Genomic DNA, 25,704 nt, shown 5'->3' with positions numbered 1-25,704 from the left:
CTGTGCGCCTCCTGCTCAGGACCGTTCGACCAGGTGGAAGACGGGGGTGAAGAAGGACTGGTAGCGGGCCATGAGGCCGTTCGGCGAGATGACGGCGGCCGACAGGAACGCGCCGGTCGTCGTGCCCGCCTCCACCACGAAGCCGTAGACGGTCTCCAGGTCCCGGTCCACCGAGGACCGCACGATCTCGTGCACCCGGTCCACGGCGTCGCGGCCGGCGATGTACGCGGCGAAGTCGGCTTTCGACTCGCCGGTGCGCTCGCCGCTCGGCAGGGCGATGAGGAAGCGGAACTCGGGCTCCAGTAGCTCCAGGGCCTTCTCCGGGTCGTGACCGTCCATTCGGGCCATGTACGCGCGAAGCACCATGGTCTTCGCTCCTTCCGCACCGGATTTCAACCTGAGTTCAGTTCAGTTTGAGCTTAATGGGGGTGCCCCGCCCCCACAAGGGGCGGGGCACAACCGGCTCGGCCCGGCTCGACCGCTACTCGCCGACCATGCGCACCACGCTGCCCTCGATCAGATCGCTGATCTCCGAGAGCGGGATCGCCCCGCTCGGGCGGTACCACCGCCACACGCTGACGATCATCCCGAGCACGGCCAGCCCGAGCATATGGGCGTCGCGCACCGGGAAGGCGCCCTTCGCCATGCCGCGCATCAGCAGGTTCGTCCAGTCCCGCTCGACCATCTGAACCAGTTGCCGGGCGGCGACCCGCTCGGTCTCCTCGCGCTTGGACTTCCGCGGCGTGGCGAGCAGCGACATGTTGGCCTGGAGGACACGCATCTGCCGGATCTCGTGCTCCGACACCGCGAAGGCCGCGCGGACCCCGGCCCTGAGCGCCTCGACGGGGTCGTCCAGGTCGGCGGTCGCCTCGGCGAACATGTCGTGGGAGCGCTGGAGTTCCAGCCGCATGATGGTGAGCAGGCAGTGGGCCTTGGACTCGAAGTAGTGGTAGAGCGCGGTCTGCCCGATGCCGACCCGGTCGGCCACGTCCGACCATTTCGTGTTCTCGTAGCCGGCCTCGCCGAAGTACTCGACCGCGGCCTCCAGAATGGCCGCACGCTTCGACCTGGGCCCCTCGTCCGGATCCACGATCCGCGCCCTCGCCATCGGCTCTCCCTGCGCTCCATGACCGGCGCCGGTCGCCGATCGGATGTCTGAGGGTAGACCTACTTGAACTCGGTTACGAAGTCAGGCGTCCCGGCGGACCCTGATCCGGCCCGCGCCCGGCCAGAAAGGCCGCCACGCCCGCCCGGCCCTCGGACGAGACCGCGGTGCCGGCGAGGTGGCGGGCCTCCGCGTCGAGGTGGGCGTCGAGGCCCGCGCAGAGCCCCGCCGCGACGAGTCTGCGGGTCACCCCGAACGCCCCGGTGGCGCCGCGGGCGAGCGACCGGGCGGCCGTCATGGCATCCTCGCTCAGGCTGCCCGCCGCGACCACCCTGCTCACCAGACCCATCTCGGCCGCCTCGGACGCCGTGACCCTGCGGTTGGTCAGCAGCAGGTCCAGCGCCCGCTTGGGACCGACGATCCGGGGCAGCGACCAGCTGACGCCGGCGTCCGGGGAGTAGCCGACGCCGGTGTAGGCGGCGACGAAGGCGGCGTCGGACGCGGCCAACGTCAGATCGGCCGCCACCGCGAGCCCCAGCCCGGCACCCGCGGCGGCGCCCTGTACGGCCGCCACCAGCGGCGCGTCCAGGGCGGCGAACACCCGCAGCGCGCCGTGCAGGGCGTCGGTGACCCGGCCGAGGTGCGCGGCCAGCCGGTCGCCCGGCAGGTCGGCGAACTCCCGCAGGTCACCTCCCACACAGAAGGACCGCCCGCGTCCGGTGAGCAGCACCGCCCGCAGCCCGTCGGCCTTCTCGCAGGCCCTGGCGGCGTCGAGGAGACCGGTCGCCAGGGCCAGCCCGATGGCGTTTCCCGCCGCCGGGCGGCACAGCTCGACATGCCCCACGCCGTCCCCGTCGATACGGACCGTGACCTCGCTCATCGCGCCGTCCAGCCGCCGTCGACGGTGAGCACCTGGCCGGTGCAGTAGGAGGAGGCGTCCGAGGCGAGGAAGAGCAGCGCCCCGTCCAGTTCGCCCGGCCGGCCGCCCCGGCCCAGCATGGTGCCGCGCTCCACCCAGCGGCGGGAGCGGTCGTCCGCGAAGAGACCCTCCGTCATCTCCGAGTGGAACCAGCCCGGGGCGAGCGCGTTGACCCGGATCCCCGCCGGGCCCCACTGGCCGGCGAGTTCACGGGTCAGCCCGATCAGACCCGCCTTCGACGCGGCATAGGACGCGCCGCCCAGCGGGGCCCCGGCGACCAGGCCCAGGACGGAGGAGACGTTCACGACGGACCGGCCGGCGGCATCGCCGTCCGCACCCGCATCCGGATCGGTGGACTCGGCCATCAACCGGGCGAGGTGGAAAGGGGCGACAAGGTTGACGGCGAGGACGGCGGCGAAGTCGTCGGCGCTCTCGTCCTCGGCCCGTACCGCGCCGGGCGCGCCCGCGTTGTTGACCAGCACATCGAACCGTCCGGTCACGGCGAACGCGGTCTCGGCCAGCCGCACGCGGTCCTCCTCCCGCGCGACGTCACAGCCGACCGGGTAGATCCGGGGATCGTCGTCGGCCAGCTCCCGCAGCCGCTCCAGCCGCCGCGCGGCGGCGAACACGGTCGCGCCGGCCCCGGCGAGCACGGCAGCGAACCGCGCGCCGAGCCCGGAGGACGCGCCCGTCACCACGGCCGTACGGCCTTCCAGCGACAGGAGTCCGGCCGCCGCCGTCATTCCTCCACCCCGATCGGCAGCACGGTGGCTCCCCCGTCGAGGACGAGGGTCTGGCCGGTCATCCAGGACGATGTGTCGGCCGCGAGGAACAGCGCCGCGTTCGCCACGTCCTCGACCGTGCCCAGCCTGCGCAGCGGAAGCCGCGCGGTGAGGATCGGCTCCCTGGGCTCCCATACGGCCCTGGCGAGCTCGGTCTTGATCAGGCCCGGCGCGACGGCGTTCACCCGCACCCGGGGCCCGAGTTCGAAGGCGAGCTGCCGGGTCAGATGCAGCATCGCCGCCTTGGTGGCGTTGTACCAGCCGATGTGGGGGTCGACGACCAGTCCGCCGACGGAGGCGATGTTGACCACCGCTCCCCCGTGCTCGGCCATCCACGCCCGCCACGCGTGCCGTGTCCAGGCGATCATCCCGTACTGGTTGACGCGTACGGTCTTCTCCGCGCGCGGCAGGTCGAGGTCCAGCAGATCGCCCATATACGGGTTGGTGGCGGCGTTGTTGACCAGGACGTCGAGCCGGCCGAACCGGTCCACGGTCTCCGCGACGCACCGCTCGGCCTGGTCCGGTTCCCCGGCGTTGGCGACCACCTCGTGGACGTCGCCGTCGCCCTTCGTCCGCAGCAGCTCCGCACGCGCCTCGGCGAGCCCATCCGCTTTGCGGGCGGCGATCACGACATGCGCGCCCGCCTCGCGGTACGCCCTGGCGATGCCCAGGCCGATCCCCCGCGAGCCGCCGGTGATCACGGCGACCCGGCCGCGCAGTGGCTGTGCGTTCACGCCTCCTCCTTCGGGGACGTCGGAGACTTCGGGGACGTCGGGGACGTGTACTTGGCCAGCTCCCGCCGGGCCACCGTGCGCAGATGGACCTCGTCCGGCCCGTCCGCGATGCGCAGGGCCCGGGTGATCGCGTACAGCCTGGCCAGTACGGTGTCGTCGCTGACGCCGGCCGCGCCGTGGGCCTGCACGGCCCGGTCCACGACCCGGTGCGCGACCTCCAGGGCGGCCACCTTGATGGCGGCGACCTCGGTGCGGGCCGCCGCGTTGCCGTGGGTGTCCATCAGCCAGGCCGACTTCAGGACCAGCAGCCGCAGCTGCTCGATCTCGATGCGACTGCGGGCGATCCACTCGCGCACGACGCCCTGCTCGGCGAGCGGACCGCCGAACGCGGTCCGGCTCAGGGTGCGGCGGCACATCAGGTCGAGGGCCCGTTCGGCGAAGCCGACCGCGCGCATCGCGTAGTGCATCCGTCCGGGTCCGAGTCTGCCCTGGGCGAGCGCGAAGCCCTCCCCTTCCCTGCCGAGCAGGTTGCCGATCGGTACGCGTACGTCCTCGAAGAGCACGTCGCCGTGGCCGCATCGGTCGGTGTAGCCGAACATCGGCAGGTCGCGCAGGACGGTGACGCCGGGGGTGTCGCGCGGGATCAGCAGCATGCTCTGCCGCCGGTACGTCTTCGCGTCCGGGTCGGTGACGCCCATGAGGATGATCAGCGCGCAGTCGGGGTCGAGGATCCCGGAGGTGTACCACTTGTGGCCGTTGACGACGTAGGAGTCCGCGTCACGGGTGATGCGGGTGCGGATGTTGCGCGCGTCCGAGCTGGCGACCTCGGGTTCGGTCATGGCGAAGCAGGACCGGATGCCGGCCGTGAGCAGGGGCCGCAGCCAGCGGTCCTGCTGGTCGGGGGTGCCGTAGAGGGCGAGCAGTTCCATGTTGCCGGTGTCCGGGGCGGAGCAGTTGAACACCTCGGGGCCCATCACCGACCGCCCGGCCAGCTCGGCGAGCGGGGCGTATTCGAGGTTGGTCAGCCCCGCGCCCCAGTTGCCGTGCGTGAGGAAGAGGTTCCACAGACCCTCGGCGCGGGCCTTCTCCTGCAACTCCCGCATGACGGGCGGCTGTCGGTGGGGGTCGTCGCCCTCGGTGAGCTGCCGGTGGTGGACGGCCTCGGCGGGCAGGACGTACTCCTGCATGAAGGCGCTCATCCGCGTGTGCAGTTCGCGTGCCCTCGGGGAGAACTCGAAGTCCATGGGTGTGGCTCCTTCAGCCGAGGATGTCCCGCGCGGTGCGGATCATCGCCTCGATGGTCGGCGGCAGCCTTTCCTGGTCGGGGTCGTGGTGCCGGCCCTCGCGGTGGCGGCGCAGGTTGTGGCCCATGATCGCGGCCATCTTGGTGCGGGCCAGGGCGCGGAACCAGTCGAGGTCGGGCAGGTGCGGACGGCCGTCGAGGTATACGGCCAGCAGCTCGTCCTCGGTGGGCAGGCCGGGGATCTCCCGGCCGAGCCGGGGGAAGTTGTGGTGGTCGGCGAAGAGGAGGAACCAGGCGAGGTCGACGCGCGGGTCTCCGTAGGCCCAGATCTCCCAGTCGACGACGGCCACGGGCCGCTCTTCGGCGCACAGGACGTTGCCCAGCCGGAAGTCGCCGTGGGTGAGGACCGGGGGCAGGCCCGCGGGCACACGCGCGGCCAGTCCCGCCATCAACTCCTCGGTGCCGTCCCGCAGTTCGAGCGGTACGGCGCGCATGGTGCGGCTCCAGCGGTCGAGTTCGGCGGCCGGGTCGAGCGGGTCGGCCGCTTCCAGGCCGGGCGGCCCGGACCGGTGCAGCTCGCGCAGGACGGCCGGAAGCCCCAGCATCCTGCCGCGACACAGCTCCGCATAGAGCCGGTGCTCGTCCAGGACGGGCTCGATCGCCTCCCCGGTGACGAACTCCATGGCGAACCAGGCGGGTTGGCGCTCGTCCACGGCGACGACCGCCGGCACCGGCACCGAACCGGCGGTGGCGAGCGCGCGCAGGACACGGGCCTGGCGCAGGACGTCGTCGCGGCCGAGTGGACGCCGGCCGGGCGGCACGGCCTTGACGACGTAGGAGGCGGGACCCGCGTCGATGGCGAAGGTGAGGCCCGAATGGCCGCCGGGCAGGGTCCGCAGCTGCCCGACCGGTGCGCCGGGGTGGAGTGCGGTGAGCCGTTCACGCACCCGCGCGGCCAGTTCGCTCACCTCGGTCAGTGTGCTCAACGCGCCTCCCCCTCGGGGTACTTGGGTTCCTTGGGCAGACGCAGCACGCGCTCGGCGAGGATGTTGCGCTGGATCTCGTCGCTGCCGCCCGCGATGCTGTAGCCGGGGGCGCCGAGCAGATGCTCGGTCCAGGCGAAGGTGCCCCACTCCCCCGTGTCGGCGGCGAGCCGGGGGCCGAGCAGCTGCTGGACGAGGTCGGTGGTGGCCCGCATGGTCGCGGTGGCGTAGAGCTTGCCGACGGACGCCTCCGCGCCAGGCTCCCGGCCCGCGACCAGGGCCGCGGTGACCCGCAGGCCGATCAGCCGCTGGACGAGGGTGCGCACGACCAGGTCGGCCGCCTGCTGCTGTTCGCCGCCGGTGAGGGGCCTCGGGAGGTTGCGGGCGAGGGCGAGGGCGCGATCGGCGTTGTCGAGGCCGAGGGCGCCGGAGTCCAGCCGTTCGGCGGCGAGGACGCTGAGCGTCACCCGCCAGCCCTGGCCGACCGGGCCGAGGCGGTCGCCGTCGGGGACGCGGACGTCGTCGAGGTACACCTCGTTGAAGCTCGATCCCCCGGTCATCTGCCGGATCGGCCGGATGGTGACGCCGGGGGCGTCCATGCGGATCAGGAAGACCGTGATGCCCGCGTGCCGGGGCACGTCCGGGTCGGTGCGGCAGACGGCGACCCCCCAGGTGGCGACCCGGGCGCCGGACGTCCAGACCTTGTGGCCGCGCACGATCCAGCCCTCGCCCTCGCGGACGGCGCTGGTGCGGACGGCGGCGAGGTCGGAGCCGGCCTCGGTCTCGGAGAAGAGCTGGCAGGCGAGTTCGTCGGTGCGCAGCATGGGGCGCAGCAGGCTCCGCCGCTGCTCCTCGGTGCCCCAGACGCGGATCGCGGGGGCGACCAGCTGCTGGGTGACGGGGAACACCTCGGTGCGCCGGGGTACGTCGAAGGCGGCCTCCTCGGCGCGGTAGAGCTGCTCGTAGGAGGCGGGCAGTTCGCGTCCGCCGTACTCCTCGGGCCAGCCGAGGGCGCCCCAGCCCTGGTCGTAGCGGGTGCGTTCCCAGGCGCGGATGCGTTCGGTGTGGGCGCGTTCCTCGTCCGCGGTCCAGTTCTCGAACACGGCCACCGAGTCGTCGCCGCTGCCCCACTCCTGGCCCGCGGAGTCCCGCCGCGGCGCCACGCCCGACAGCCAGCGTCGGGCCGCGGTGCGGAACTCCTCGGGCGTCGGCGCCCGGTTCGCTCTGGTCACTGTGTCCCTCCCCTTAGCGGGTCAGTACGGTGCAGGCGCTGACACCCGGCGCTCCGTAGACGTGGGTGAAGCCGGTGCGCGGGCCTCCCGGCACCTGGTGATCACCGGCCCTGCCGCGCAACTGCTGGACGATCTCGTGCACCTGGCGCAGTCCGGAGGCCCCGATGGGCTCGCCGTTGGCGATGCAGCCGCCGTCAGTGTTGACCGGCAGCGCGCCTCCGATGGCGGTCGCCCCGGCCGCGATCAGCCGCTCCTGTTCGCCGTGTTCGCAGAATCCGCACTCGGCCAGGTGCATCACCTCGGCGCCGCTCTCGGTGTCCTGGAGCTGGCACACGTCGATGTCGTCCGGGCCGATCCCGGCCTCCTCGAAGGCGGCCCCGGCGGCATCCGCACTCACGCTGGTCGGAATGCCACCCGGCGCCCAGGGGCTGAACACCTCGAAGGAACCGAACCGCCGACTGCGTACGACCGCCGCACGCAGGGCGACCGGGTCGGCGGCGGGCAGTTCGCGGGCGACCGAGCGGGCGCACAGCACCAGGGCGACCGCGCCCTGCCCAGGCGAGCAGAACATGTACCGGGTCAACGGGTCGTTGACCATGCCGGAGGCCAGGATCGCGTCGGCATCCAGCGGTTCGCGGCGCCAGGCGTGGGGACTGCGTGCCCCGTTGGCGTACGCCTTCTCGGCGACCAGGGCGAGGGTGCGGGCGGTGATGCCGTGATCGTGCATGTACCGCTGGATCTTCATGGCGAAGAACTGCGTGGTCACCATGAGCCCCTCGGCGCCGTACGCCTCGTCGAGCCCCCAGTCGGCGGGCCGTGGGTCGAAGGCCCCGCGCGGATGCTTGTCGAAGCCGACGGCGAGGGCCACGTCCGCCGCGCCCGAGCGGATCGCGTTGACGGCGGACACCAGGGCGCTGCCGCCGGTCGCGCAGCCGTTGCGGACGTTGACGAAGGGGATTCCGGTCAGGCCGAGCCGGGTGACGAGGGTGTCGGCGTTGCCGGCGGCGTCGCTGCCGCCGAACGCCGCCCGCACCCGGGGCCAGGGCACCCCGGCGTCGGCCAGTGCCGTGCGCACGGCCTGCGCCGCGAGGTCCAGCCCGGTGGCCTCCGAGCGGCCGAAGGGGGTGATGCCGACGCCGCAGACCAGGACGTCGGCGGCGCCCGCCCCGCTCACACCGTCACCCCCGCCGGGCGGGCGTGCGGCACCCCGGCGCCCGCCGCGAGAGTGACCCGCATGCCGATCCGCACGCCCTCGGGGCGAACACCGTCCAGGACGGCCAGGATCCTGAGGCCCTCGGGCAGTTCGACGTACCCGACGACGAAGGGGCGGAAGCCGTCCTCGGGCGTCTCGTAGGGCGGCGACTTGGGCGCGTAGCGCTGTACGGTCCAGGTCCACAGCGTGCCCGTGCCGGACAGGCGCACCGGTGCGGCCGGTCCTCCGCAGTTCGGGCACGCGGGGTCGGCCGGGTAGACGGCGACCTCGCAGCGCGGGCAGCGGGAGCCGCGCAGCGCGGGAGCGGACACGGCCGTCAGCGCCCCTTCCACTGCGGTTCGCGCTTCTCCAGGAACGCCGCGACGCCTTCCGCCGCGTCCTCGGAGTTGAGCATCACGCCGACGGCGAGGTGCTCCATGACCATGAGGGACTGGATGTCGGCGTCCAGGCTCCGGTCGATGGTCATCTTGGTGATCCACATGGTGAACGGGCTCTTGTCGGTGAGCTGGTCGGCGAACTCCTCGACCGTCGCGTCGAGCTTGTCGGCGGGCGCCGAATCGTTGATGAGGCCGAACCGGGCCGCCTCGACGCCGGTCAGGAGCTTGCCGGTGAGCATGAGCTCCTTGGTCTTGCGAACGCCGATCATGCGGGGCACGCGGTAGATCGGGCCGGCGCCGCCGAACAGGGCTCGGCGGATGTGGAAGTCGCCGATCAGGGCGTCGTCCGCCGCGATCGCGAAGTCACAGGAGATCATCAGCTCGAACCCGCCCGCCGTGACATGCCCTTCGAGCACCGCGATCGACGGAGTCCTCATCGAGTACAGCCGGTCGCACACCTTCGCCGACAGCACGGCGACGTCGATGGCGGTGGAGCTGCCGATGAAGTCCGCCTTGAGCTCGTCGAGGTCGAACCCGGAACAGAAGGTGTTGCCCCGGCCGCGCAGCACCAGCACGCGCAGTTCGGGGTCCGCGTCGACCTCGGTGATGATCTCGTCCAGCCGATTCAGGATCGGCACGGTCACGCAGTTCTTCTTGTGCGGCCGGTTGAGCCAGACACGGGCCACATGGCCGTCCCGCTCGAACTGGATCTCATCCTCGACAGCCATCCGGCGCCTCCCTCTGACCGAACTACGGACGGAACTACTGACTGACTACTCAGAACCATCGACTGAACTGAATTCACTTAATGTTCGGGGTGGCTCGCCGCCCTGTCAACCACCTGACTTCGATCCCCTACGAGGCCGAGGAATCCGGCGAGCCTGAGCCGGTGGTCGTCGGACGTACCGAACAGCGCCTCGTCGGCCCGCGCCCTGCGCACATACAGATGGGCCGGGTGCTCCCAGGTGAAGCCGATTCCCCCGTGGAACTGCACATATTCGGCCACCGCCCGTCGATAGGCGGCCGAGCAGACGACCGCGGCGGCGCCGGCCGCCACGCGCGGTTCGCCGGCGTCCGGGTCCGCGAGACAGAGAGCGGCGTACGTCGACGCGGACCTGGCCGCCTCGACCTCGACCAGCAGATCGGCCAGCCGGTGCTTGACGGCCTGGAACGATCCGATCTGCCGACCGAACTGAGTTCGCTGCACCACGAACTCCAGGAGCGCGTCCAGCGCGTGCGCGCAGCCGCCCAACTGTTCGGCGGTCAGCCCTGTGCGCCCGGCGTCCAGCACGCCCTCGACGACACCGGGGGCCTCCCCCGCGTCGCCCACGGGCACGGCGGGCGCCCCACGGAAACGCAGCAACGCCTGGCGGCGCGTGGGATCCAGCAACCGGCGCGGCGTACGGTCGACGCCTCCGGCGTCCGACTCGCAGGCGAACAGCCGTGGGCCGTCCGGCGCCCGGGCCGCCACCAGGAGCAGGTCCGCGCCCTCGCCGTCCGGCACGAAGTCCGCCTCACCCCGCAGCAGCCAGCCGTCGGGCCCGCGTTCGGCCACCACCGTCCCGGAATGCAGGAACCCGGCGACGGTGGCGGTGAGGGTGCCCGTGGCGATGCCGGGCAACCAGCGTTCGCAGGCCCGTCGGTCGCCGGAGGCCAGCAAGGCGTGGGCGGCTAGGACGACGGAGGAGAGCAGCGGGGCGGGACACAGGACGCGCCCGGTCTCTTCCAGAGCCACGGCGAGTTCGCGGAAAGAGCCGCCGGCGCCGCCGTACTCCTCGGGCAGCGCCAGCCCGTGTACACCGATCTCCCCGGCCAGCCGGTCCCACAGCGACCGGTCGAACCCGCGCGGACCGGCCGACTGTTCGCGCACCTCTTCTGGCCCGCACGTCTGAGCCAGGAACTCGCGCAGGACATCCCGCAACTGTCGTTGCTCGTCCGTCTGCCGCAGCAGCTCGGGGTCGACATCCAGCTGGATCATCAGGGCCTCCCGCAATTCGCAGTCACGTCGTGTGTGGACCCCGGGTCGCATGCGGTACCGATCACCGAGCGGCACCGACCGCCGAGCGCCACGGGTGGTCACGGGCGCCCGCTCGCTACGCCGTGAACCTCCCGCCGTTGGCGAGCAGCACCGCGCCGACGAGGTTGACCGCCGCGTCGCTCGCCAGGAACAGGGCGACGTCGGCGATCTCCTCCGGGGTGGCGTAGGGGCGTACACGAGGGTCGGCGAAGCCCTCGCGCAGCACGGCCGGGGTGTGGGCGGCCATGCCGGTCTCGGTCGGCCCGGGGGCGACCGTGTTGACGCGCACGCCGAAAGCGATGGCTTCCTTGGCGACGGACTGGCTCAGCGCGTGCACCCCGGCCTTGGCGGCCGCGTAGTGCGGGTATCCGGTGAGGGCGTCGAAGGCTGCGGAGGAGCCGAAGGTGACCACGGCCCCCGAGCGGTTCGGGCACATCGCGCGCAGGGCGGCGCGCAGGACATGGAAGGTGCCGTCCAGATTGACCCGCAGGACTCGCCGCCAGGCCGCGTCGTCGAGTCGTGCGGTGACCTCCGGTGACCGGCCGGCCAGCACCGCGTCGGCCAGCCACTGCTTCACGGTGGGATCGTCGACGCCGGCCGCGTGCACCAGGACGTCCAAGCGCCCGTAAGCGCTCACGACTTGTCCGACGACACGGTCGACCTGCTCGGCGTCCGCCACGTCCAGCGCCATCGCATGCGCCACGGCGAGCCCGTTCGCCACCGCTCCCGCGGCACCGTCGTCGATGTCCGCCAGGACGACGGCGTCGGCGCCCCGCTCCGCCAGTCCGCGCGCGACCGCCGCGCCGATGCCGGACCCCGCTCCGGTGACCAGGGCGACCCGCCCGGTGAACGCGCCGCGCTCGGCACCGACCTCACCCATCCACGCCACCCGGCCTTTCGCCACTCGCCAACCGTACTGAACTGACTTCATTTTTGCTACGGTGTGTGGGCCGCTGTCAACGGGCGGCGTGGGGAGGACATGATGCGAGCGGTCCGGCTGACGCGCTGGGGCGGCCCACCCGTGATGACCGAGGCGGAACGCCCCTCACCCCGGGGCGAGGAGGTGCTCGTCCAGGTCGAGGCGGCCGGGCTGTGCGGATCCGATCTGCACGTCATCGACGCGGCACCGGACGCCCTGCCCTACCGGACACCCTTCACCCTCGGCCACGAGGTCGCCGGCCGCGTGACCGAGCGCGGCCCGGACGCCACGGGTCCCGAGACCGGGGAGCGCGTCGTGGTCTACGGCCCCTGGGGCTGCGGGCGTTGCGGCCACTGCGCGGCCGGGGCGGAGAACTACTGCGACCGGCGCTCCGAGCTGGACGCCTCCCGCGCCGGCACCGGGGTGGGACTCGGACGCGACGGCGGCCTGGCCGAATTCCTCCTCGTCCCCTCCGGACGCCTCCTCCTCCCGATCCGTGATCTCTCCCCCGCCCAGGCGGCGCCGCTGTCCGATGCCGGACTCACCTCGTACCACGCGATCGCCGGGATCCGACCGACGCTCGACGCCACCGCGGGAGGCGGCGCGAGGGTGGCGGTCATCGGTGTCGGCGGCCTGGGGCACCTGGCGGTCCAGATCCTGCGCGCCACCACCTCCGCCGAGGTGCTCGCGGTGGACGTGCGGGAGGAAGCGCTCGCCCTCGCCGCCGACTCCGGAGCCCACTTCAGCACGCTGGTACGGCCGGACACGGCCAGGACACTGCGCAGCCGGGCCGGCGGCGTGGGGGTGGACGCCGTCCTCGACTTCGTCGGCACACCTGCCACGCTCCGGCTCGGGGTGAGTGCCGTACGCCCGGGCGGAGCGCTCGCCCTCGTCGGCAGCGGGGGCGGGGAACTACTGGTCCGCAAGCCCGGCGCACTGCCGCCGGGCCTGCGGATCTCCCTGCCGTTCTGGGGCACGCGGCCCGACCTGGAAGAGGTCATCGCCCTTGCCCACACCGGCGCCCTCACGGTCACGATCGAACAGTTCCTCCTGTCCGACGCCCTCGACGCGATCTCAGCACTGCGGTCCGGCGGGGTGTATGGGCGGGCGGTAGTGGTCCCGTGAGGGGGCGCACGGCTCCGCCGATCCTGAACTGAATTCGTTCAGGATCAGCACAGCGTCGCTTCACCGCGCTTCTCTCCGCCGGTCCGGCCGGGCGCCCGGAGAGAGGCTGATGGTGAGCGGCGCCGCGGTGAACACGGAGGAGTACGTGCCGACCGCCAGGCCGATGAGCAGGGCGAGGGCGAAGTCGGTGAGGGTGTCGTCGGCGAGGACAGCCAGGGCGGTGAGGATGATGGCGGCTCCCATGCCGGTGTTGACCGTGCGGGGCAGGGTCTGGAGGATCGCCTGGTTCGTCAGGCGGGCCGGTGGTGTCGTGCGGTCGCGGGCGAGCAGTTCGCGGACGCGGTCGAAGAGGACGACCGAGTCGTTGACCGAGTAGCCGATGACGGTCAGCAGGGCGGCCAGGAAGACCCCGTCGATCGGCTTGCCCAGCCAGGCGAAGACACCGACGAGGATCACCACGTCGTGGACGAGCGCGCCGACGGCCGACGTCGCGAACGTCCAGCGGAACCGGACCGCCAGATAGAGCAGTTGGGCGCCCAGCGCGAGGCCGAGGGCGATGATCGCGTTACGGCGCAGTTCGTCGCCCAGGCTGGGGCCGATCAGCTCGTCACGGACCTTCGTCGTCTCGCCGCCGAGGGCGCTGATCGTCTCGGTGACGGTGGTCGCCTCGGTGTTGGTCAGGGTCTCGGTACGGACCGTCAGGGCGGTGTCGCCGGAGGACTGTACGACCGCGCGGGGGAATCCGGCGTCGGTGAGCGCGTCGCGTGCCCGGTCCGGGTCGACGGCGCTGGCCGTGGAGTACTCGATGAGCCGGCCGCCGGTGAAGTCGACGCCGAAGTCGAGGCCGCGGACCAGGATGCCCGAGGCGGCCACGACGAGCAGCACTGCCGAGGCGGCCAGCCAGCGGCGCGGACGGCGCATCAGGAACGGGTTGCGGCGCAGCAGTCCGTCGCGGACGCGTCCGGTGTCGGCGATACCGGTGAGGCGGGGACGTCGGCGGACGCCGGGCCGACCCGCCGCGTACTCGGCGAGGACGCGGGTGACGAGCAGGGCACTGATCATGGAGGCGAGGACGCCGATGCCGAGGGTGACGCCGAAGCCGCGGACCGGGCCGGAGGCGAACGCGAACAGCAGGCCGGCGGCGACGAGCGTGGTGATGTTGGAGTCGGCGATCGCGCTGAGCGCGCCGCGGAATCCGGCGGTCAGGGCCGATCGCGGGGTGGGGCGGTTGCGGGCGGCGTACTCCTCACGGGCCCGTTCGAAGACCAGGACGTTGGCGTCCACCGCCATGCCGATGGCCAGGACGAACCCGGCGAGGCCGGGCAGGGTCAGGGTGGCGCCGAGTGCGGCCAGGGCGGCGTAGGAGATCAGGCCGTAGCAGAGCAGGGCCGCGGTCGCGAGCAGGCCCATGAGCCGGTAGACGGCGATGATGAACAGCGCGGTCAGGGCCGTGCCGATGACGGCGGCCCGGGCCGCGGCCTCGATGGCCTCGTCGCCGAGGGTGGCGCCGACGGTGCGCTGTTCGACGGTCTCGACCGGTACGGGCAGGGCGCCACCGGAGATGAGCAGCGCGAGTTCGCGGGCCTCGGCGTCGTCGAAGGAGCCGGTGATCTGGGTCGTGCCGCCCGGGATACCCGTACCGCAGGACACGGACGGGTCGACCTGCGGCGAGGAGATGATCTTGCCGTCGAGGACGATGGCGACCCGGCGCTGCGGGTCCCCCGCCGGGTGGCAGGCGGCCTGCGCGGTGACGTCCGCCCATGCCTCGCGGCCGGTGGCGGTGAAGTCGACGGTGACGTGCCAGCCGGTGCCGCTCTGCTGGTCGAAGCGGGCGTCGGCGCCCTTGACGTCCTTTCCGGTGAGGGTGGCGGTCTTGAGCCGCAGGGGCTGTCCGGACTCGTCCGGCAGGGTCTGCTCCTTGGCGGGATCGGCGGGATCGGCGGGATCGGCGGGATCGGTGCCGGGCGGGGTGGTGGTGTCGGCCGGGCCGTGGACCTCGTGGACCGTGAGCTGGGCTGTGCGGCCCAGGACGTCGGCGGCCTTCTTCGGGTCCTGTACGCCCGGGAGTTCGACGAGGATGCGGTGGTCGCCCGAGCGGACGAGGTTCGGTTCGGCGACGCCGAGTGCGTCGATGCGGCCCCGCAGCACTTCCATGGTGCGGTCGGTGGCCTCTCGGTCGGCCTTGGTGGTGGCGGTGGAGCGGGTTTCCAGGGTGATCTGGGTGCCGCCTCGCAGGTCGAGGCCGAGGCGGACGGGTGTGGTGAGGGCGATGGCCAGCGATGCGGCGATCACAGTGAGGGCGAGCAGCGCACGCGTGCGCAGGGAGTTCTTCCGGCGTTTCAACACGGGCCTCCGGCAGGCACGTCGCGGCAGCGGACAGCGGTGCGGGGCACGCGTGGCCGCGACGGGGTGAAGGGTGATGGGCTGTTGCTTCAGATGCCGGTGGGCGCCGGAGGGGCCCTGCCGCGGTCGTGCGCCGAACGGCAGGGAGAGGTGGGGGTGTGCGCGGATGCCGCCGGGGTGTGTGTGGCGGCATCCGGGCGGGCGGCGACGACACAGCCGGGGGCGGTGGCGTGGTGATCCGGGTGGTGTGGGCGCTCACCGAGGGGGTCGTGCCGGGGCCTGGCCTGCGTCGCGCAACCGGCGGCGCACGGGTCGTCGGCGCGGGGTGCGGTGTCCGCGAGTTGTGTGCTGGTGGCTGCCACGGCCGGGCTGTGCCCCGGGCCGGAAGCGGCGTGCGCGGGGACCAGCGCCAGGAGCACGGCGAACAGGACGGTCAGCGTCGTGGCCAGCCGCTGGGCGGCGGTCGGGATGGTGCGGGACGCCGGGCGCATGCACCATCCCCCTTTCGCGATGGTCGGATCCGGAAGGTCAGGGTTCGATGAGCCCGGCGCGGATGGCGTACCGGGTCAGTTCCAGGCGGTCGCGCAGACCGAGTTTATGCAGGAGGTTGGCGCGATGGCGATGCACGGTCTTGACGCTGATGAACAGCATCTCGGCGATCTCCTTGGAGGAGTGGCCCTCGGCGACGAGTTTGAGGACCTCCTCCTCGCGGGGCGTGAGGAGGCGATCGGCGTCCTCCTCGCCGTGCCGCACGCGATCGAGGTAGTTGCGGATCAGCGCGGTGACCGCGCCGGGGTAGAGAAAGGGCTCGTTGCGCATCGCGGCGCGGCAGGCGGCGACGAGATCGCGGTCGGCCACCGATTTCAGCACGTATCCGCAGGCACCGGCCTTGAGCGCCTGGAACAGGTACTGCTCGTTGTCGTGCATGGTCAGCATCAGGATGCGCAGGTCCGGCTTGAGCGCGCTCAGTTCGCGGGTGGTCTGCAGGCCGGTCATGCGGGGCATGGCGATGTCGAGGATGGCCAGGTCGATCTCCTGCTTCCTGGCCTCCTCGACGGCCTCGGCGCCGTCCCCGGCCTCGGCGACGACCTGGAGGTCGGGTTCCCGGTCGAGGATGAGGCGTACACCGCGGCGAACGAGCGCGTGGTCGTCGGCGAGGAGGATGCGGATCGGCGTCGGGGCGGCGGTCGGCGGCGCCGAGGTGGCCGAGGACGGTGTCTCGGCCGGGGCGGATTCGGGCGGCATCGGATCGGGCATGGTCAGGGCTGCTTCCTGGGGACTGGGGCGGTGAGCCGGACCCGGGTTCCGGTGCCGGGTGTGGAGGCGATGTCCAGGGTGGCGCCGGCGAGGAGCGCCCGCTCCCGCATGCCGCGGATCCCGGCGCCCTCGCAGACGGCCTCCATGCCGCGGCCGTCGTCGGCGATCTCCAGCGTCACCGCCTCGTCGGCGCCGCGCAGGGTGACCTCCACGCGACGGGCGTCCGCGTGCCGGGCCGCGTTGGTCAGACTCTCCTGAGCGACCCGGTACAGGACGAGCTCGCTCTCGTGGTCGAGGGCGGGCAGGGCATTGTCGAAGCGGTGCACGATACGCAGCCCGGTGTGGGTGGCGAAGTCCTGCGCCAGCGAGGTCAGTGCGCTGACCAGGCCCAGATCGTCCAGGACGCCGGGGCGCAGGCGACGTACCAGGCGCCGCACCTCGTCCAGGCTCTCCCGGGTGATCTCCTGGGCCTGCTGGAGGTCCTCGCGCAGCGGCTCGGGGGCGTCGTCCGCGGTGCGCTTGAGCACCAGCAGGATCGCGGTCATGCTCTGCCCGACCTCGTCGTGCAGTTCCTGGGCGATACGGCGGCGTTCCGCCTCCTGGGCCAGCAGCGCTCGGGCGCTGGACGTGGCGCGCTCGTGCTCCAGCCGGTTGAGCATGGCGTTGAAGGTGCGGATCAGCTCGGCCACCTCGCTGCCGGCGGCACCGGGCACGGGCAGCCGCTGACCGGGGCGCAGCAGGTCGACGGTGGTCATGAGGCGGGTCAGCCGGTCCAGCGGGGCCAGGCCCCAGCGCAGCAGGGTACCGTTGGCGACCAGCATCACGGCCAGGCCGCCGACCAGGATCATCGCCTCGGTCAGCAGCACCGGCACGGAGACGGTCACCGGCGCCCACAGCAGCAGCGCCGTGGCGATGCCCAGGACCACGGCGTTCAGCCCGAAGATCCGCCAGAACAACGACACCGGGTGATTCCTCCCTCTACGACCCGACCCTAACCAGTTCGGCCGACAGCCATCACACCCCCTGCCCGCGAGCCGCGGCGTCCGGGCCTGATCGAACCCGGCCAGCCTGCCCCACCTCACGCGCGCGGTCGATGGGGTCTGGTCCCCATATCCCGGGCCGTGGGGTACCCATGCGCCCGCCGATGGTCATCGCGCTCCCTGACGGTCGCCGCGTGGGTATCGCTGTCCCGGGCGGTCGCCGCGTGGGTATCGCTGCCCCGGGCGGTCGCCGTATGGGCATCGCTGTCCCCGGCGAATGGGGCCTGTGACCGATGGGTTTCCGGCGCCGCGCGGAGCAGAGTCGAGGGTGTCAGGGCCGTCCGGTTCCGCCCGGCCCGCGGTCTCCACGGAAGCCCGCGGACCGGCGGACCGGGCGGCCGTTGCTGCGCCCGTCACCTGCTGAGAAAGGACCCTGTCGTGCCGCTCGACGCCTCTCCCACCTCCCAGCCCCCTCAGGCGCCCGCCCACTCCCAGCAGCCGGATCCCCGTCCCGGCCGGCCGGGAGCTCATGAGGTCCGCCAGCGTCTGGAACACGCGCGCAACAGCCGGCTGGCCCAGCTCCAGGCCCTCAGCGAGACCGGCCAAAGCGCGGACGACCACCTGCTGTCGACCCAGGCCGGGGCGATCCAGCGGGTCCTGAAGGAGATCGACGAGGCGTTCGCCCGCGTCGACGACGGCTCCTACGGCTCCTGTCTGAGCTGCGCCAAGCCCGTCCCCGCCGAGCGCCTGGAGATCCTCCCGTACACCCGGTACTGCGTTCCCTGCCAGGGTCGGGCCGCCGTGTGATCGGCGGCTTCTCGGACTAGTCCTGACCCGCCTTCCTCTCCTGCCCTGCTCAAAAGGGGTGAAGTCGTGAACCACCAGACCGTCGGCGACCGTGCCGCACACCTGTCGCCCGAGGACCTTGCCGCGCTCCGGGAAAACCTCCACGAACAGCGCCTGTTCCGCCAGGACCAGCTACGGCAGATCACCGCGGCGCCGCGCGCCGAGGACCTGCGCGGCCGGCGCTCCGCGGCGCAGGCCGAGGTGCACGTCAAACTCGCCGCGTCCGCGCGCATGGTGCTCGCCGACGTGGAGGCGGCCCTCGGACGCATGGCCGACGGCAGTTACGGCAGCTGCCATCTGTGCCGACGGGCCATCGACCGCGAACGGCTGACGATCGTTCCGCAGGCCCGCTACTGCACGCGGTGCCAGCGGGTGCGCGAGGCCGGACGATGACCCTCGTTCCCCGTCCCCGCACCGGCGGTTCCGACGGCCACCGGCACCGGCCCTGGCCACTGTGCCGGCAGTGCTGCGGCCTCGCCCTCGACATGGGCAGCGCCCGTACCCGTGCGTGGATCGCCGGCCGCGGAATGATCCTGGACGTCCCCACGATCACCTTCCCGGGCGCCGGGGCGGTGTATCCGATCCAGCGCGGCACGATCGTCGACGTCCCGGGAGCGTCCCGGATGCTCGAACGGCTGCTCGGCCACCGTCTGCCGCGCCTCACCCGCCCGCTAGTCGTGGTCACCACGCCGGTCCTCGACGGGCCCGCCTACCGGGAACGGGCCCGTGCGGCGGTGGAGGTGCTGCGTCCGCGCGCGGTGCTGACCGTCCCCGCCGCGCGCGCCATAGCACTGACCGCCAACGCGGACCTGTCCCGGCCGCTGCTCGTGGTGGACATCGGCGCCCACCTCACCGAAGTGGTCCTTCTGGTCGACGGCGCCGTCTTCGACGCCCGCCGCACCGCCCTGGGCACCACCGACCTCTCGATGCCCGGCACCTCGGCGGAGATCATCGAGGCAGTCACCACCATGATCACGTCGATGCTCCGGCAGGACCGCACATCCGTGACCGCCGACGCGCTGTGCCGGGGCGCCCTCCTGGCGGGCGGCGGCGCGCTGCGTCCCGACCTGATCTACCGGCTCACCGGGAGCCTGCACGCGCCCCTGCGGGCCGTCCCCGCGCCGCACACCGCCGCGATCCGCGGTGCCGCCAAGTTCCTGCAATCCGCACACGCCCACCCCTCGGCCAGGGCCACTCACCCACCCGGCGGCCCCGATCCCGGCCCGCACACCCACTGACCCCGGCCCCGTCCCCACCCGCCACGGCCGGTGCCGTTCCGCTGGCCGTGGCGGCCACTCCGGCATCGCCGCCCATCGGGGTCTCGTGTGTTGCCGCCCAACCACCGCTGCCCGCCCCGGCGCCCGGAAGGAGTAAACCGTGTCAGGCACGATCCCACCCGCGCAGCCGCCCCCCGGCCCCCGGGACCCCTGGGTGCACCCCTTGTCGCTCTGGCACTGGCGGCACAACCCACTGCGCCGGCGCAGCGACCGTCTCCAGGGCTGGATCGCACTCGGCCTGCTGCTCCTCGTGCCGTTCCTCGGCCTGGTCGCCACGTTCGCCATCGGTGACGTCGCCTACCGGCACTACGTCATGACGGCCGCCCACCAGAAGCAGACCCGGCACCTCACCACCGCCGTACTCACGCACGACGCCCCACGTCACCCCGAACCCGGGTCGGAGGAGGCGAAGAAGACCCGCTACCCGGCCACGGTCCGCTTCACCGACCCGCAGGGCAGAACCCGTACCGCAAAGACCGACGTGCTGCCCGGACTGACCGCCGACAGCAAGGTCGAGGTGTGGGTCGACACGGACGGAGCGCTCACCGACCCGCCCATGACCGCCGAACAGATCCGCAGCCGCACCATGGGCTGGGCCCTCCTCGCCTTCCTGACCGTCGCCCTGGCCGGAACCGCCGCCTACGGCACCGCGGCCCACGTCCTGCACCGTCACAACATGGCCGAGTGGGAATCCAAGTGGGCGGAAACGGCGCCGCGTTGGACGACATTCCCCTGAACCACGGACGGGACCGCGCGCCTAGGGCGTGTTTGGCGAATCGGCGACGTCGGGGCGCTCGGGTAGTCCAACAGCCCAACACGCCACCAGAGGCTTCTGGACGCCCTCGCGGTGCGAGTGCGGGGCAGTTGCGGGCTGGGCAGACCTGCTGTTACCCGCGTCCCGAGAACGCCACGTCCTAAAGCATGTTGCACGAGGCTCTATACCGACGTGGCCGACGGATACGTCCATGCCCCATGGACGGCCCACCGGCTGGGCAACGATGCCCTCACGGGGCGCCTGGTGGGCGAAAGCAGGTACCGAGACCTTCGATCCCATCCGTCCGTCAACCCCCTGACCCTCTCTTCGATGAACTTTGCGATCGGAGTCGGGAGCCGGGGGGACGCGAGCTACCGGTCAGGGCAGATCCCGACGGATCTCTGTCCAGGCCAGGAGCCGATCCCGTATCGGGCCGGGCTGCAAGTGACAGACGAGCCTGTCCACATGGGCCGTCAGATTTCTGTGCCGCCGCAGCTCGCCGATCTGCTCGACCGCGAGGTCGCGCCAGTGGCCGGCCAGGGCATGTGCCTCGCCAGGAGTGAGGGCGAGCGCGGTGACCGTGTCGACTGCCAGTGCCTCGGGGCTGAAGTCATGGTCCTCGGTGTCAGGGCCGAGCTTGTCGATCAACCACATCCGGAGCATGAAGTCCTGGTGAGCCGCTCGTGCCTGGTCCCACACACTGTCGCCGTGCAGGCGCCGGTTGGCCTGCAAAGACAGCCTGGCCCACTGCCGTCGGGCTTCGGAGGGCTCGTCGGCGCGATGGGCATGGCCCTGCGCGACGACACGTACCACCTCAAGCTGCCGGCCCCGGGCGTCCTGGGCGAACTGGTGAAGACACTCGATCGTCCAGGTGCTGAGATCGCGGGCCGGGTGCTCGGGACCGGCATCGGTGTTCAACAAGATCTAGCCAGGAATCCCGGCCCTTCAGGGCTCGGGAGGAATGGCTTCTCTGGATAGGGGTGACCCGCACCGTGAGCGCGGGTCTGCACTGTTGACCTCAGTCGGGGCGTTTCTGGTTCTCGATGTACTCCTTGACCACGGCGAGCGGTGCGCCCCCGGCGGAGGCCGCGAAGTAGGACGGCGACCAGAAGTGGTCGCCCCACAGGTACTCGCGGATGTGGTCGGCGTACTCCTTGCGGAGGTAGTGCGCGGAGACGCCCTTGAGGGAGCCGACCAGGGCGGACAGCTTGACCTGCGGTGGGTAGTGGATGAGCAGGTGGACGTGATCGCGTTCACCGTTGAACTCGCGCAGCTCCGCGTTCGCCTTGGCGCACACCTCCCGCATGATCTCTTCGCAGCGCGTCAGGATCTCGTCGGTGAAGACTCCACGCCGGTATTTCGGGACGAAGACCAGATGTGCGTGCAGGGTGTGGATGACGCTGCGGCCCCTACGGATATCGGGTTTTGGTTCCCATCTCGGTGACATAGACACGATGCTAGAGTGCCTGGCATGAAGATCGTCGTGCAGGTTCGCCTCATGCCGAGGCCCGAGGTGGCGTCGGCGCTTGAGGCAACCTTGCGCGCCTGCAATGAGGCGGCGAACTGGCTGTCCGGCCAGGCCCACGGGCGGGGCGAGATGTCCCGTAAGGCGTTGCAGGGTTTCGCGTACCGTGATCTGAAAGACCGGGGCCTGTCGGCTCAGCCTGCGCTGCATGTGCTGCGGAAGGTCGCCGACGCGTACACGACACTCAAGGCGAACATCCGGAACGGGAATCTCGGCAGGCCCGGCAGTAGGCGCCGCCGTAAGGCCGAGTCCAAGCCGATCACCTTCCGCCCCGATGCTGCGCAGCCGTATGACGATCGCTGCCTGTCCTGGCAGGTCGATGAGCAGACGGTGAGCATCTGGACCACGTCCGGGCGCATTCGTGGGGTGCGGTTCGACTGCTCCGAGCAGGGCCGCAAGCTCCTCGCCGAGCATCGCAAGGGCGAAACCGACCTCGTCCACCGTGACGGCATGTGGTTCCTGATCGCCACGTCCGAGGTTCCTGAGACCGCACAGTACAAGCCGGACGGTTTCATCGGTGTGGATCTCGGGATCGCGAACATTGCCACCACGTCCACCGGCTACCAGGCCGCCGGGCGCGGCCTGAACCGGTACCGCAAGCGGCAGCTCGCCCTGCGGGCCAAGCTCCAGAAGAAGCGCACCAAGAGCGCCAAGCGCCGGCTCAAGGAACGCGCCCGCCGCGAGGCGCGGCATGTCAAGAACACCAACCACATCATCGCGAAGAAGATCGTGACCGAGGCTGAACGCACCTCGCGCGGAATCGCCCTGGAAGACCTGGGCGGCATCCGGCAGAGGGCACGGCTGAAAAGGCCCCAACGGGTCACGCTCCACTCCTGGGCCTTCGCCCAGCTCGGCCGGTTCCTTGAGTACAAGGCCCGCCGTGCCGGTGTCCCGCTGGTGTACGTCGATCCGGCGTACACCAGCCAGGAATGCGCCGAGTGCCACCACATCGAGAAGAGCAACCGGGTCGATCAGGCCCGCTTCATCTGCCGGAGGTGCGGGGTCGTTGCCCACGCCGACCGGAATGCTTCCCGCACGATCGCCCACCGCGGCGAGAACGCGTGGACAGCGGGGCGTGAGTCACGCGTCCCTGCCACCCCATAGCGGGGTGTCTGGACGGAGGAGCCAACCCAGCAGCCAGTTGGGCGCTACCTCCAAACCCGGCCCTTCAGGGCTCGGGTGAAGTTGACTCGACAGTCCTCGTTCCTGGCGGCGGGCGGGTCGGAGCGGACGCCGGCCCTTCTGGCTGCCCTGGCTGATCACCGGCCCGCTTCGGCAACGTCGCATTCCATCAGTCGGCCGGGTCGGATCCCCACTCATACGCCGAAGCCGTGATCCGCAGCGCCCACTGCCGGGGGTGTGCACACGTGGCAGCTGGACCAGTGGCCGGCATTCTCCAGCAGGGGCTCGCAGCCGGCCTCGGCCCGGAAAGTGAAAACGACACCACTCGCCCCGGCCCGCAGGGCGATCTGTCCGGGTGGCTGGCCGAGTGTCACGGGACTCAGGCGGCAACCGACCGCGCCGAGCTCCGCCGTGACCTGTGCGCGGGTGAGGGATCCTGCGAACGTGGCCAGTGCCGTCGTCCCGGGGACGGGAAGCTCGATGACGTCCCGCCAGGTCTGCACGCTGATCAGCGTGATACGACGGCAGCGGCAGACGCAGAACTCAGCGTCCCCGTAGGCGAATAGACGGGGCCAGCGCCGACGCCGGCTCACCGGGCCCATTTCCCACGGCGGCCCGAACGCCTCCACCGCCTCGTCGACAGCCGCGCCGCAGCGCAGCGGACCGATGGCTGCCGTGCAGCCGAACCGGACCAGAACGTCAAGGGCGCTCACGCGCAGGAGCGTGCCACCTGCCCTGCCCGGGCGTCTAACGAGTTGATCCCTTCCCGAGGCCCGGCCTGCCCGTCGAGCGCCGACACCAGGCTCTCGAAGATCCGTTCTCGTGCGGCCCGCCCCCCAGCAGCCGTACCACCACTGGTGATCACGCTCTGATCTGCGGCTGGCACAGGCGATGACGCGCTGCCAGTTCACCACCAGCGACATGCCCTCGGGGATCGAGCCACTGCGTGCGCAGGCGCCGTTACGGATGGTCCGGTCCCGGCGACGCGATCGGTCTCCTCGTTCCACACCGTGCGTACCTGCCGGTGAGTCGTACGAGGCGCACGCACCAGATTTCTGGTGTCGCCGCCGGCTGGCGCACAGCCCGGTCCTGACATCTGTCAGGACCGTCACCTACCGCGCCCGGCCTAGTCTCAGGGCCGATCAACACGGGGGAAAGCTCACGCAGGCGGCCGACTCCTGCCCAGGCGTCACCCCGTTCCGCACACCATCGGGAGGAGCATCGTGACAACTGCACGTCGCATGGTGGGATCCATCGCAGTCGCCGCTGCACTGATCGCCGGCAGCACCGCGCTGGCCACCGCGCCGGCTGCCGCGAAGGGGAAAGCCGCACCCGCCCAAGCCCAGGCCCAGGCAGCCGACTGGGACGGCAACGTCTACCTCTACTACAGCGCCTCCAGCAACAGTTCCTGGAGCAAGTACGGCACCGGCGTCAATGACTTCGCGGGGCACACCTTCGCGGCCGACGGCGAGGGTCACGGCCAGTACGTGAAGAACAACGTGTACCGCGCCTGGAACAACGACCCGAGCTTCAGGGCCCGCATCTTCTACAACGAGAACCAGAACGCCAGCGGCAACGCACCCTACGACGACGTCTGGCCCGGAGAGTCCCGCCCGCTGAACTCCGGGGTACAGAACAACAACGCCTCGCTCGGCTGGTACTACGCCGGCTGACGTCTGCCCGGGCCCGCCCGCCCGCGCAGCGGCGAGCGGGCGGGCCCGCAATGGTCTCTGCCGCACCCGCACCCCGGAAGGGATACGACAGCATGTCGGCGCGAAATGATCACAGGACCCGACGTCTCGGGGTGGCCATCATTCTGCTCGCGGTCACGGCAGGGTGCGCGCAGGGCCAGGCGGCGGAGTCGAAACCGGCGCTCACTCCATCCGGGACACCGAAGGCTTCCGGGCCGCTTCCCGTCGTCACCGTGCCGAAAATGCTCGATGTCAGTTCCCTGGTACTGCCCATCGAGCCCTACCTGTTCACTGATCGCCAGGTCGGGCGCCTGTTCCGGGCCAAGGCGGTACTGACCGAGTCGTGCATGCGGCGCTTCGGCCATTCCTGGCCCGCCCCCACCGGTCCCATCCCGGAGACAGGCACCCTGAACCCGGCCAACACGGCGCACCGGTACGGCATCACCGACCCGGCCAAGGCGGCACGCTACGGCTACCACCCGGTCCCCGGCTCCGCGCCACCGCAGGTCAGGAGCAAGCCCACGCCTCAGCCAGGGCTGGGGCCGGAGGCAATGCTCGTACTGCGCGGGCTGAACCAGGACGGTACGCCGTCGGTCGCTGACTCGCGTGGTCGTCGGCTCCCCGCAGGCGGTTGCCAGGGTGAGGCCGCAAAGGCGCTGTCGGGGGACCCGCAGAGGCTGGGGAACCGAGAGCTCGTCGCCGCGATCAACATCGGCAGTTACCGTGCCTCACAACGCGACCCTCGTGTGGTGGCGGTCTTCCGCGCCTGGTCACGGTGTATGAAGCGGCAGAACAACGACTACACCTACGCCGATCCGACCCAAGCGCCCGGCAAGGACCCCAAGTTCAACGGTCCGACGGCCGGCCGGGCCGAGCTCGCGCTCGCGAGCACGGACGTGGCCTGCAAACGGGAGACGAACGTCATCGGAGTCTGGTCGTCGGTCGACGCGGCGTACCAGCGACGAGAGATGGCTGCGAAGCAACAGGAACTCGCCGCCGTCAAGAAAGACATACGCACCCAACTGGCCAACGCCGACCACGCACTGGCCGGACGACGCTGACGGACACCGAACCCCGAACACCCGACCGGGCATGCCACCGGGGAGGACACCGCGCGTAGGGAAATAGACAGATGCGGCCGCAGGTGCGGGGGCGCGCTGCCCGCGGGCCCACCCACCGATCGGTCGTAGCGGTCCTTCCAGATCGAAAGCGTGTTGTACAGGCTTCCTCGGACGAACGTCAGCGTGCCGCCATCGATGC

Annotated in this window: 28 protein-coding genes; 8 read left to right on the top strand and 20 right to left on the bottom strand. The window is 71.5% G+C overall.

Annotated features, from left to right (window positions below):
• Window positions 1-15: 15 nt before the first annotated feature.
• The 13 genes from IE325_RS38250 to IE325_RS38190 form a co-directional block, all read right to left on the bottom strand.
• Window positions 16-366, bottom strand: coding sequence for a nuclear transport factor 2-like protein (locus IE325_RS38250; RefSeq protein WP_190074767.1), 351 nt, complete (start codon window positions 364-366; stop codon window positions 16-18).
• 115 nt (window positions 367-481) lie between these two features.
• Window positions 482-1,108, bottom strand: coding sequence for a TetR/AcrR family transcriptional regulator (locus IE325_RS38245; protein ID WP_190074766.1), 627 nt, complete (start codon window positions 1,106-1,108; stop codon window positions 482-484).
• 73 nt (window positions 1,109-1,181) lie between these two features.
• Window positions 1,182-1,985, bottom strand: a complete 804-nt coding sequence (locus IE325_RS38240) for an enoyl-CoA hydratase/isomerase family protein (RefSeq protein ID WP_190074765.1) — start codon at window positions 1,983-1,985, stop codon at window positions 1,182-1,184.
• Window positions 1,982-2,767: an SDR family NAD(P)-dependent oxidoreductase gene (locus IE325_RS38235; protein ID WP_190074764.1), complete on the bottom strand. Its 786-nt coding sequence runs from the start codon at window positions 2,765-2,767 to the stop codon at window positions 1,982-1,984. The genes IE325_RS38240 and IE325_RS38235 overlap by 4 nt, the downstream gene beginning before the upstream one ends.
• Complete coding sequence (locus IE325_RS38230) at window positions 2,764-3,540, bottom strand: SDR family oxidoreductase (RefSeq protein ID WP_190074763.1); 777 nt, start codon at window positions 3,538-3,540, stop codon at window positions 2,764-2,766. The genes IE325_RS38235 and IE325_RS38230 overlap by 4 nt, the downstream gene beginning before the upstream one ends.
• Window positions 3,537-4,784 (bottom strand): acyl-CoA dehydrogenase family protein, encoded by a 1,248-nt coding sequence (locus IE325_RS38225; RefSeq protein ID WP_190074762.1) that lies wholly within the window; start codon window positions 4,782-4,784, stop codon window positions 3,537-3,539. The genes IE325_RS38230 and IE325_RS38225 overlap by 4 nt, the downstream gene beginning before the upstream one ends.
• A gap of 13 nt (window positions 4,785-4,797) precedes the next feature.
• Window positions 4,798-5,769, bottom strand: coding sequence for a phosphotransferase family protein (locus IE325_RS38220; RefSeq protein WP_190074761.1), 972 nt, complete (start codon window positions 5,767-5,769; stop codon window positions 4,798-4,800).
• The gene (locus IE325_RS38215; RefSeq protein WP_190074760.1) at window positions 5,766-6,998 is read right to left on the bottom strand and encodes an acyl-CoA dehydrogenase family protein; all 1,233 of its coding nucleotides are present in this window, start codon (window positions 6,996-6,998) and stop codon (window positions 5,766-5,768) included. The genes IE325_RS38220 and IE325_RS38215 overlap by 4 nt, the downstream gene beginning before the upstream one ends.
• A 13-nt stretch (window positions 6,999-7,011) precedes the next feature.
• Window positions 7,012-8,172 (bottom strand): thiolase family protein, encoded by a 1,161-nt coding sequence (locus tag IE325_RS38210; RefSeq protein ID WP_190074759.1) that lies wholly within the window; start codon window positions 8,170-8,172, stop codon window positions 7,012-7,014.
• Window positions 8,169-8,522 (bottom strand): Zn-ribbon domain-containing OB-fold protein, encoded by a 354-nt coding sequence (locus IE325_RS38205; protein WP_229912317.1) that lies wholly within the window; start codon window positions 8,520-8,522, stop codon window positions 8,169-8,171. Before IE325_RS38205 ends, IE325_RS38210 begins: the two co-directional genes overlap by 4 nt.
• A gap of 5 nt (window positions 8,523-8,527) precedes the next feature.
• A complete protein-coding gene (locus tag IE325_RS38200) occupies window positions 8,528-9,316 on the bottom strand; it encodes an enoyl-CoA hydratase/isomerase family protein (protein WP_190074757.1) in 789 nt (262 codons plus the stop codon).
• A gap of 77 nt (window positions 9,317-9,393) precedes the next feature.
• On the bottom strand, window positions 9,394-10,566 hold the full coding sequence (locus tag IE325_RS38195) for an acyl-CoA dehydrogenase family protein (protein ID WP_190074756.1): 1,173 nt from the start codon (window positions 10,564-10,566) through the stop codon (window positions 9,394-9,396).
• A gap of 115 nt (window positions 10,567-10,681) precedes the next feature.
• The gene (locus IE325_RS38190) at window positions 10,682-11,485 is read right to left on the bottom strand and encodes an SDR family NAD(P)-dependent oxidoreductase (protein ID WP_190074755.1); all 804 of its coding nucleotides are present in this window, start codon (window positions 11,483-11,485) and stop codon (window positions 10,682-10,684) included.
• A gap of 99 nt (window positions 11,486-11,584) precedes the next feature.
• On the opposite strand from IE325_RS38190, the gene IE325_RS38185 reads away from it, so the two are divergent.
• A complete protein-coding gene (locus IE325_RS38185; RefSeq protein ID WP_229912315.1) occupies window positions 11,585-12,649 on the top strand; it encodes an NAD(P)-dependent alcohol dehydrogenase in 1,065 nt (354 codons plus the stop codon).
• A gap of 60 nt (window positions 12,650-12,709) precedes the next feature.
• Here the strand turns inward: IE325_RS38185 and secD are convergent, their stop codons facing one another.
• The 4 genes from secD to IE325_RS38165 all read right to left on the bottom strand — a co-directional run bounded on the left by secD (window position 12,710) and on the right by IE325_RS38165 (window position 17,211).
• On the bottom strand, window positions 12,710-14,995 hold the full coding sequence (secD, locus tag IE325_RS38180; protein WP_190074754.1) for a protein translocase subunit SecD: 2,286 nt from the start codon (window positions 14,993-14,995) through the stop codon (window positions 12,710-12,712).
• An 86-nt stretch (window positions 14,996-15,081) separates the two neighbouring features.
• Window positions 15,082-15,483, bottom strand: a complete 402-nt coding sequence (locus IE325_RS38175) for a hypothetical protein (protein ID WP_190074753.1) — start codon at window positions 15,481-15,483, stop codon at window positions 15,082-15,084.
• A gap of 37 nt (window positions 15,484-15,520) precedes the next feature.
• Window positions 15,521-16,249, bottom strand: coding sequence for a response regulator (locus tag IE325_RS38170; RefSeq protein ID WP_190074752.1), 729 nt, complete (start codon window positions 16,247-16,249; stop codon window positions 15,521-15,523).
• Between the two features lie 2 nt (window positions 16,250-16,251).
• Window positions 16,252-17,211, bottom strand: a complete 960-nt coding sequence (locus IE325_RS38165) for a HAMP domain-containing sensor histidine kinase (protein ID WP_190074751.1) — start codon at window positions 17,209-17,211, stop codon at window positions 16,252-16,254.
• Between the two features lie 564 nt (window positions 17,212-17,775).
• Here IE325_RS38165 and IE325_RS38160 point away from each other — a divergent pair.
• The 4 genes from IE325_RS38160 (at window position 17,776) to IE325_RS38145 (ending at window position 20,088) form a co-directional block, all read left to right on the top strand.
• A complete protein-coding gene (locus IE325_RS38160) occupies window positions 17,776-18,036 on the top strand; it encodes a TraR/DksA family transcriptional regulator (RefSeq protein WP_229912341.1) in 261 nt (86 codons plus the stop codon).
• Between the two features lie 66 nt (window positions 18,037-18,102).
• Window positions 18,103-18,468 carry a TraR/DksA family transcriptional regulator gene (locus IE325_RS38155; protein ID WP_190074749.1) on the top strand — a complete coding sequence of 122 codons (366 nt, stop codon included), beginning with the start codon at window positions 18,103-18,105 and terminating at the stop codon, window positions 18,466-18,468.
• A complete protein-coding gene (locus IE325_RS38150) occupies window positions 18,465-19,313 on the top strand; it encodes a rod shape-determining protein (RefSeq protein WP_190074748.1) in 849 nt (282 codons plus the stop codon). Before IE325_RS38155 ends, IE325_RS38150 begins: the two co-directional genes overlap by 4 nt.
• Window positions 19,314-19,452: 139 nt before the next feature.
• Window positions 19,453-20,088 (top strand): Rv1733c family protein, encoded by a 636-nt coding sequence (locus IE325_RS38145; RefSeq protein WP_190074747.1) that lies wholly within the window; start codon window positions 19,453-19,455, stop codon window positions 20,086-20,088.
• Between the two features lie 396 nt (window positions 20,089-20,484).
• Here the strand turns inward: IE325_RS38145 and IE325_RS38140 are convergent, their stop codons facing one another.
• Both IE325_RS38140 and tnpA read right to left on the bottom strand, forming a co-directional pair.
• Window positions 20,485-21,027 (bottom strand): hypothetical protein, encoded by a 543-nt coding sequence (locus IE325_RS38140; RefSeq protein WP_229912311.1) that lies wholly within the window; start codon window positions 21,025-21,027, stop codon window positions 20,485-20,487.
• A gap of 97 nt (window positions 21,028-21,124) precedes the next feature.
• Complete coding sequence (tnpA, locus tag IE325_RS38135; RefSeq protein WP_190074746.1) at window positions 21,125-21,553, bottom strand: IS200/IS605 family transposase; 429 nt, start codon at window positions 21,551-21,553, stop codon at window positions 21,125-21,127.
• Between the two features lie 24 nt (window positions 21,554-21,577).
• Between tnpA and IE325_RS38130 the strand changes: the two genes are divergently transcribed.
• Entirely contained in the window at window positions 21,578-22,735 is a 1,158-nt protein-coding gene (locus tag IE325_RS38130) for an RNA-guided endonuclease InsQ/TnpB family protein (protein ID WP_190074745.1), read from the top strand.
• 212 nt (window positions 22,736-22,947) lie between these two features.
• Here the strand turns inward: IE325_RS38130 and IE325_RS38125 are convergent, their stop codons facing one another.
• A complete protein-coding gene (locus tag IE325_RS38125) occupies window positions 22,948-23,466 on the bottom strand; it encodes a hypothetical protein (protein WP_190074744.1) in 519 nt (172 codons plus the stop codon).
• Between the two features lie 510 nt (window positions 23,467-23,976).
• On the opposite strand from IE325_RS38125, the gene IE325_RS38120 reads away from it, so the two are divergent.
• Complete coding sequence (locus IE325_RS38120) at window positions 23,977-24,426, top strand: hypothetical protein (RefSeq protein ID WP_229912309.1); 450 nt, start codon at window positions 23,977-23,979, stop codon at window positions 24,424-24,426.
• A gap of 260 nt (window positions 24,427-24,686) precedes the next feature.
• On the top strand, window positions 24,687-25,505 hold the full coding sequence (locus IE325_RS38115) for a hypothetical protein (protein WP_229912307.1): 819 nt from the start codon (window positions 24,687-24,689) through the stop codon (window positions 25,503-25,505).
• The last annotated feature ends 199 nt before the right edge of the window (window positions 25,506-25,704 follow it).

Source organism: Streptomyces lanatus (genome assembly GCF_014655715.1).
GTDB classification, from domain to species: domain Bacteria; phylum Actinomycetota; class Actinomycetes; order Streptomycetales; family Streptomycetaceae; genus Streptomyces; species Streptomyces lanatus.
This window is presented reverse-complemented; position numbering and strand designations above follow the sequence as displayed.

What these genes read in the sequence shown, in the direction of transcription:
- IE325_RS38250 (WP_190074767.1), bottom strand. Translation starts at nt 366, where the DNA reads ATGGTGCTTCGCGCGTACATGGCCCGAATGGACGGTCACGACCCGGAG.
- IE325_RS38245 (WP_190074766.1), bottom strand. Translation starts at nt 1,108, where the DNA reads ATGGCGAGGGCGCGGATCGTGGATCCGGACGAGGGGCCCAGGTCGAAG.
- IE325_RS38240 (WP_190074765.1), bottom strand. Translation starts at nt 1,985, where the DNA reads ATGAGCGAGGTCACGGTCCGTATCGACGGGGACGGCGTGGGGCATGTC.
- IE325_RS38235 (WP_190074764.1), bottom strand. Translation starts at nt 2,767, where the DNA reads ATGACGGCGGCGGCCGGACTCCTGTCGCTGGAAGGCCGTACGGCCGTG.
- IE325_RS38225 (WP_190074762.1), bottom strand. Translation starts at nt 4,784, where the DNA reads ATGGACTTCGAGTTCTCCCCGAGGGCACGCGAACTGCACACGCGGATG.
- IE325_RS38200 (WP_190074757.1), bottom strand. Translation starts at nt 9,316, where the DNA reads ATGGCTGTCGAGGATGAGATCCAGTTCGAGCGGGACGGCCATGTGGCC.
- IE325_RS38195 (WP_190074756.1), bottom strand. Translation starts at nt 10,566, where the DNA reads ATGATCCAGCTGGATGTCGACCCCGAGCTGCTGCGGCAGACGGACGAG.
- IE325_RS38190 (WP_190074755.1), bottom strand. Translation starts at nt 11,485, where the DNA reads ATGGGTGAGGTCGGTGCCGAGCGCGGCGCGTTCACCGGGCGGGTCGCC.
- IE325_RS38185 (WP_229912315.1), top strand. Translation starts at nt 11,585, where the DNA reads ATGATGCGAGCGGTCCGGCTGACGCGCTGGGGCGGCCCACCCGTGATG.
- IE325_RS38175 (WP_190074753.1), bottom strand. Translation starts at nt 15,483, where the DNA reads ATGCGCCCGGCGTCCCGCACCATCCCGACCGCCGCCCAGCGGCTGGCC.
- IE325_RS38170 (WP_190074752.1), bottom strand. Translation starts at nt 16,249, where the DNA reads ATGCCCGATCCGATGCCGCCCGAATCCGCCCCGGCCGAGACACCGTCC.
- IE325_RS38150 (WP_190074748.1), top strand. Translation starts at nt 18,465, where the DNA reads ATGACCCTCGTTCCCCGTCCCCGCACCGGCGGTTCCGACGGCCACCGG.
- tnpA (WP_190074746.1), bottom strand. Translation starts at nt 21,553, where the DNA reads ATGTCACCGAGATGGGAACCAAAACCCGATATCCGTAGGGGCCGCAGC.
- IE325_RS38130 (WP_190074745.1), top strand. Translation starts at nt 21,578, where the DNA reads ATGAAGATCGTCGTGCAGGTTCGCCTCATGCCGAGGCCCGAGGTGGCG.
- IE325_RS38115 (WP_229912307.1), top strand. Translation starts at nt 24,687, where the DNA reads ATGCTCGATGTCAGTTCCCTGGTACTGCCCATCGAGCCCTACCTGTTC.